This is a genomic window from Trichloromonas sp. (genome assembly GCF_041583255.1).
GTDB lineage: Bacteria > Desulfobacterota > Desulfuromonadia > Desulfuromonadales > Trichloromonadaceae > Trichloromonas.
The window spans coordinates 1-4,160 of sequence record NZ_JBFHGD010000249.1 but is presented as its reverse complement, the minus strand read 5'-3'; the positions used below and the strand labels follow the sequence as shown (position 1 = coordinate 4,160).

Below are 4,160 nucleotides of genomic sequence, written 5' to 3'. Positions count from 1 at the left end.
CCCTTGATTTTTTGGAGCCGCTAATCCGATTTGAACGGACGACCTACTGATTACGAATCAGTTGCTCTACCAGCTGAGCTATAGCGGCATTTAGTTATGAGGTTCATGTATTTAGCGCAAAACCGGTGGGATGTCAATGACTTTTCGGCGTGCTCCAGGGTTGGGTAAAGGGCTATTTTTTAGTGTGTTACAATGGTGGCAGGTCGAATCGGCCCAGGAGTGCAGAAACTCACTGGCTGCTTGACGAGCATTTCCGGCGACGTTCGTCATCGCAGCGTTAAAGCCCTTTCGGCGTTTCAGCAGCAGGAAATATATCATGACCCTGGGGGGTGATTTTTTTCTGCGGTATACGCCATGGCTTTGCTATAAGTGAGATTAAAGCTCTAAATCGCTCCACCCGGGAGGCTCTGTCATGGCTCGAAAAATCTTTATCGCCGCTACCGCCCAGAACAGCGGCAAGACCACGACCTCGATGTCGCTGATGCACATGGCGCGAAAAAAGTACGGACGGGTCGGATTTATCAAGCCGATCGGGCCCAAGCCGGATGAATACAACGGCATTGTCGCCGACAAGGACGCCATCGTCATGGCGCGGGTCTTCGGCCTTGAGCACGACCTGCCGCTGATGTCTCCCTTCGTGCTCGGGCGCGGCGACACGCGCCGGGTTCTCGAGGGCAGCATTTCGCGTGAGACGATCCGGCGGCAGATCCTCGAGGCCATCGCTGAGCTCGACGCCAAAAACGATTTTCTGATCATCGAGGGTGCCGGTCATTCCGGGGTCGGCTCGATCCTCGGCTTCGGCAACGCCAGGATCGCCGCAGCCGCCGGGGCTCCGGTGCTGATGGTGGCCGGCGGCGGGCTCGGCAGCGTGGTCGATGCGGTGCACATGAACCTGGCGCTCTTTGAAAAGGAGCAGGTGCCGGTCAAGGCGGTGCTCGCCAACAAGATTAATCCCGAAAGGCGCGAGCAGTCGCTGCGCGATCTGAGTCTCGCCTTTGCCGACCAGCCCTTCGGCGTGATCGGCGGCTTCAACTACCAGCCGATTCTCGCCAACCCGACCCTGCGGCGGATCGCCAGCGTCCTTGATGTTCCCCTGAAGGCCAATGCCGAAGAGGCCCAGCGCATCGCCCATCACGTGCAGATCGGTGCTGCCTCGACCCAGCGGGTGGCCGAGCTGCTCAAGGAGTCATCGCTGGTAATCGTCAACTCCAGCCGTGACGAGCTGCTGGTGACCCTGGCCAACCTCTACCAGATCCCCGGCTACCGGGAGAAGATTGCCGGCATCATTATCCCCGGCATCGGCGAGGTCAGCCACATCACCCAGAGAATCATCGACAACAGCGGCATCCCCTACATGCGCGCCGGGCTCAACTCGACCAGGGTTTTCGAAATCATCAACGACGACGTTTCCAAGATCACCGCCGAAGACACCCATAAAATCCAGCTGATCAACGAGCTGGCCGAAAAGCGTTTTGACTTTGGCGCCATCGACGCCCTGCTCGATTGAGAGCTGGCCGTCGGACTGGGCGATATGGGCGTGATGACCGTTAGTCATCACGTCGAAACCTCTTCGCGCTCATTTCCCCGCGCCGCAAATCTCTGCGCATAACTCCACGTTCATGCCGTGCCGATGGGCCGGTAACCTCACCGCTGCTCTTTCTGCGGGCGCCTCCCGAACGGCCGAATATCAAAGTAAGGCAGAGCCTGCCGTCAGGGTCAATCCGGGTTTTTGCAGCCAGGAGCATGCTACGGATTTTGCGGCAGCCGGAATTCAGTATTATGTCCCCGATTTATGCAGTATTATAATCCCGGTTTTTTTCAGGGGAGAGCGTTAATGGCAGTAAAGAAGAAGGGCGGCGGCCTGGTCTATTCCAGCGAACACGGGCGCATGTGCCCCGGCTGCAGCCGGCCGCAAAAAGAGTGCGCCTGCGCCAGAAAACAGGCAGCTGCGCCCTCGGACGGGGTGGTGCGGGTGGCCCGCCAGACCAAGGGGCGCAAGGGGAAGGGAGTGACGCTGGTCACCGGTGTTCCCCTCGACGACGACGGTATCAAGGCGCTGGCCAAGCGCCTCAAGCAGCAGTGCGGCACCGGCGGCACGGTCAAGGACGGGATCATCGAGATTCAGGGGGATCACCGCGACCTGCTGGTGGCCGAACTCAAGAAGCTGGGCTGGCCGGTGAAACTGGCCGGGGGCTAAGTCCGTTACGTCTGCCGCCTGCTCCTCACTCTCCCCGCATGTTATTAATATGGCCTGTGCCGGCAACTGGAATTCTATAATATGGCCCAAATTTCTCCTGCTTCAATAATTGAGCGCCTGTTCCGCGCCGTTTCCGGGGATCTCCCCGAAACGGTGACCCTCCCGCTTTTCACCGGCATCCTTGCCGCCCTGGTGCTGCTGGTCATCGCGATGCCGGTTGTCTGGCTGTGGTGGCGGCGCTGCCAGCGCAACCGCTTCATCTATCGTTTCGGCATCCTCTGGGACAAAAAACACCGCCCCTACTGCGCCACCTGTCGCACCCTCCTGGTCAACTGGGGCAGCCATTCCGGCTGGAAATTCCAGAGACAGCAGGGGCGCACCGTGCGTCAGCCCACCACCTACCACGCCTTCGACTGCCCCGTCTGCACCAAGCCGGTGCGCCTGGTCGATCACGACGGCTACGAAGTCTCTCTGGATCATGCCCTGGATCAGCTCCGCAGTCAGATTGAAGAAGGCTGGTTGAAGAAGGCTGGTTGAAGAAGGCTGGTTGAAGAAGGCTGGTTATCGTTTAAAATTATTTCCATTGTCAGCGGAGGTTTTTTCAGATTTGCGCCCCGGCGGCTGAAGCAGGCATTGATATTCCGGTTCTTAAAGTTCGAGTCCGCCCGGTCGGTAAGTCCGGATTTTTAAAACGATCCTGAACGGTTATGATAATAAGGCGCTATTTATCGCATTCGGCCCTCGCGGTGGGCTGAATGGACAGGAGCGATTTCTGCTATGCAGACGCTGGTCCTCTACCTTTTCATCGCGCTTTTCTTTTCCTTCATGTGCTCGATCCTCGAGGCTGTTTTACTGAGCGTTTCTCCCGCCTACATCGTGATTATGGAAAAGGATTCCCCACGGATCGCTCGTTTGCTGACCCGGTTCAAAGAAAACATAGACCGTCCGCTGGCGGCAATCCTGACTCTCAATACCTTCGCCCATACCATCGGTGCCGCCGGAGTGGGTGCCCAGGCCCAGAGGTTGTGGGGGGACAAATACCTGTCGCTGGTTTCAGCGTTGCTGACCCTTGCCATCCTGGTTCTTTCCGAGATTATTCCCAAAACCCTTGGCGCCATCTACTGGAGGCAGCTGGCACCGTCTGGCGCCCGGTTGATCCAGGGGCTGATCCTGCTGCTCTACCCCTGTGTCGTGATCAGCCAATTGCTGACCCGGCTGTTGCACAAACCCCAGGGGGAGAGCGTCTTCAGTCGGGCCGACCTGAGCGCCATATCCACCTTCGTCGAAAAAGAAGGTGGCATCCTCCAGGACGAATCCCGCATCATCAGGAACCTGATGCGGTTCAATCGCATCTACGTGGAGAGTATCATGACCCCACGGACCGTAGTCATGGCTCTGCCCGAGGAATCGACCGTCGGCGATTACTTGCGGCAGCATCTTGACTGCCCTTTTAGCCGTATCCCGGTCTACGGCGAGAATATCGACCAGATCACCGGTTTTGTTCGCAAGGACGAACTGCAGCGGGAGATCATTCTGCGCCGCCATGATCGCCCGCTCAAAGAACTGGCGCGGCAGCTCGTGGTGGTGTATGAATATTCCCATCTTCTTTCCCTGTTTAAGTCACTGCTCGGGCAGAATGCGCATATCGCCTTGGTGATCAACGAGTATGGTGGATTCGAGGGGATTGTGACCATCGAAGACCTGATCGAGACCCTGCTTGGGATTGAGATCGTCGATGAGCTCGATACGGTAGAGGATCTGCAGCGGCTGGCCCGCGAGAATTGGCAGAAACGGGCGCGCAAACTCGGGCTGGTTTCGGAGGAGGACCCGTTGTAGCCTGCTTTGCGCTCTGGCATTCAGTGAGCCCAAGGCTGGCTGTTATTCCCTGAGCGGGTATGCATCAGGAAGGAGGTCGCATGTCTGCTGTGAACTGGAACCCGGCTGAACTGCTGAAACTCTCGGG

Annotated in this window: 4 protein-coding genes and 1 tRNA gene; 4 read left to right on the top strand and 1 reads right to left on the bottom strand. The window is 58.0% G+C overall.

The genetic code is table 11. From position 1 onward, the window contains the following. Positions 1-12 precede the first annotated feature (12 nt). Positions 13-88: transfer RNA gene (locus ABYV89_RS14930), tRNA-Thr, on the bottom strand. Between the two features lie 324 nt (positions 89-412). On the opposite strand from ABYV89_RS14930, the gene ABYV89_RS14925 reads away from it, so the two are divergent. The 4 genes from ABYV89_RS14925 (at position 413) to ABYV89_RS14910 (ending at position 4,033) form a co-directional block, all read left to right on the top strand. After that, positions 413-1,507, top strand: a complete 1,095-nt coding sequence (locus tag ABYV89_RS14925; protein ID WP_432823729.1) for an AAA family ATPase — start codon at positions 413-415, stop codon at positions 1,505-1,507. A 327-nt stretch (positions 1,508-1,834) separates the two neighbouring features. Then, positions 1,835-2,197 (top strand): translation initiation factor Sui1, encoded by a 363-nt coding sequence (locus tag ABYV89_RS14920; protein ID WP_432823728.1) that lies wholly within the window; start codon positions 1,835-1,837, stop codon positions 2,195-2,197. Positions 2,198-2,278: 81 nt separating this feature from the next. Then, on the top strand, positions 2,279-2,734 hold the full coding sequence (locus ABYV89_RS14915; RefSeq protein ID WP_432823727.1) for a hypothetical protein: 456 nt from the start codon (positions 2,279-2,281) through the stop codon (positions 2,732-2,734). A gap of 240 nt (positions 2,735-2,974) precedes the next feature. After that, a complete protein-coding gene (locus ABYV89_RS14910) occupies positions 2,975-4,033 on the top strand; it encodes a CNNM domain-containing protein (protein ID WP_432823726.1) in 1,059 nt (352 codons plus the stop codon). The last annotated feature ends 127 nt before the right edge of the window (positions 4,034-4,160 follow it).